A 2325-nucleotide genomic window follows, 5' to 3' on the forward strand; every position below is an offset into this window, starting at 1 on the left:
AGCTGATGGCGCGCGAACCCGTGTTCCGCGCGGCGCTCGACGCCTGCGACGAAGCGGCCCGGCCGTTCGCCGACTGGTCGATCGTCGAGCAGCTCGCCGCCGAGCCCGGCAGCCCTGCGTACCGCCTCGACCAGATCGACGTGATCCAGCCGGTGCTGGTCGCGCTCGCGTGGGCCTATGCCGCGCTGTGGCGCGCGCACGGCATCGAGCCCGACGCGGTGGTCGGCCACAGCATGGGCGAGGTCGCGGCCGCCGCGGTGGCCGGCGCGCTCAGCCTGCCGCAGGCGATGCGCATCATCTGCCGCCGCAGCGCGCTGATGCGCCGCACCAGCGGGCAGGGCGCGATGGCGCTGGTCGAACTGGGCATGGCCGAGGCGCAGGCCCGCATCGCCGGCCACGAGGAGCAGGTCGCGGTGGCCGTCAGCAACAGCCCGCGCTCCAGCGTGATCTCCGGCGACCCGGCCGTCGTGCAGGCGCTGATGGCCCAGCTGGAATCCGAAGGCGTGTTCTGCCGCCTGGTCAAGGTCGACGTGGCCTCGCACAGCCCGCAGATGGCGCCGCTCGCGGCCGAACTCGCCGCCGAGCTGCACGACCTGCAACCCCAGGCCACGCGCGCCGCGCTGTACTCGACGGTGCTGGCGCGCCGCGCCGAAGGCGCCGAGCTGACGGGCCGCTACTGGGCCGACAACCTGCGCCAGCCGGTGCGCTTCGGCGCGACGGTGCAGCAGCTGCTGGCCGACGGCATCACGGTGTTCGTCGAGCTCGGGCCGCACCCGGTGCTGCTGCCGTCGGTGCAGCAGACGGCGCAGGCCGGCGGGCACGAGGTCACGACGATCGCCTGCGCACGCCGCGACGAACCCGAGCTGCCGGCCCTGCGTGCCGCGCTCGGTGCGCTGCACTGTGCCGGCGGCGTGCTCGACTGGTCACGCATGCTGCCGCGCGGCCGCACGCTGACACTGCCGACCTACCCGTGGCAGCGCGAACGCCACTGGATCGCCGCGGCCGACATCGCCCCGGCCGGCGTGCAGGGTCATGGCCCGGTGGTCGACAGCCGCCATCCGGTGCTCGGTGCCGGCATCGCGCTGGCCGGCATGCCGGCGGGCGCGCTGTGGAATGTCTCGATCGACCCGGGCCGCGTGCCGGCCTGGTTCGCGCATGCGCTGCATGGCAGCGCGGTGCTGCCGGCGTCGGCGTGGCTGGAGCTGTCGCTGGCTGCCGTGCAGGCGCTCGYGCCGGGCGCCGGTGTGCAAGGCCTGCGCTTCGATCGCGCGCTGCACCTGCAGCCCGATGCCGCAAGCGCGCTGCAGGTGCAGGCCGTGGCCGGCGCGGACGACGTGCTGGGCTTGAGCTTCCAGACCCGCGGCGACGGCGCGTGGACGCTGCACGCACAGGCCCACGTCGCGCCGATGACTGCGGTCGCGCACGACACCACCGCGCCGGCGCGCCTGCGCACGCAACCCGCAGTCAGCGCCGCGGATTTCTACGCACGCCTCGATGCCGCTGGCGCGAAATTCGGCCCCACGCTTCACGGCATCGCGCAGGCCTGGTTCGTGCCCGCCGAAGCGCTGGCCCAGCTGGCGCCGATGGCCGACGAGCGCTTCGCCATCCCGCCCGCCGCGCTCGACGCCTGCTTCCAGCTGATGGTGACGCTGGCCCCGCCCGGCGCGCTGTGGCTGCCGACGCGGCTCGATGGCGCGCGTTGGCTGCGCCCGCTGACCGGACCCGGCTGGATCCATGCCCGCGCGACCGCGCCGCAAGGCGATGGCGAGCCGGTGCGCGTCGATGCGCTGCTGTTCGACGAGCAAGGCCCGGTGCTGCAGCTCGACGGCCTGGTGCTCGAGCGCCTGGGCGCCACGGCCCGTGCCGATGCGGCCGATGCGTTCTACGCGTTGGCTGATGCCGAGGCAACGCTGACACCGAAACCGCAGGCCCGCGAATGGGCCGTGATCGGCGACCGCGGCGGCCTCGGGCAGGCGCTGCAGCAGCGCGGCGCGACCGTCCATCGGCTCGCCGATGCGGCGGCGCTGGCTGGCCTCGCGCCGTCGGTCCGCCTCGATGTCGTCGACCTGCGGCCGCTCGATCTGCAGTCAGTCGGCGACGTGCCCGCGCTGCACGCCCTCGTGCAGGACGCGCAGGCCGTGATCCGCCTGCATGCCGGCATCGACGTGCGGCTGTGGCTCGTGACGGCTGGCTCGCTGGCGCAGGCGCCGTTGTCGGGCCTGGCCGCGACGCTGGCCGCGGAGCACGGCGACCGCTTCGGCGGGCTGGTCGAACTCGATGGCGGGCTCGAGGCCGTGATCGACGCGGTGCAGGCCGATGCCGGTT

Annotated in this window: 1 protein-coding gene; it reads left to right on the top strand. The window is 74.8% G+C overall.

What is annotated here, in order from left to right; all coding sequences use genetic code 11:
* On the top strand, positions 1–2325 hold a 2325-nt coding region (locus tag AC1D01_RS30715; protein ID WP_477873189.1), incomplete at both ends, for an acyltransferase domain-containing protein.

The sequence above is a fragment of the Rhizobacter sp. P3_B12 genome, assembly GCF_056402895.1.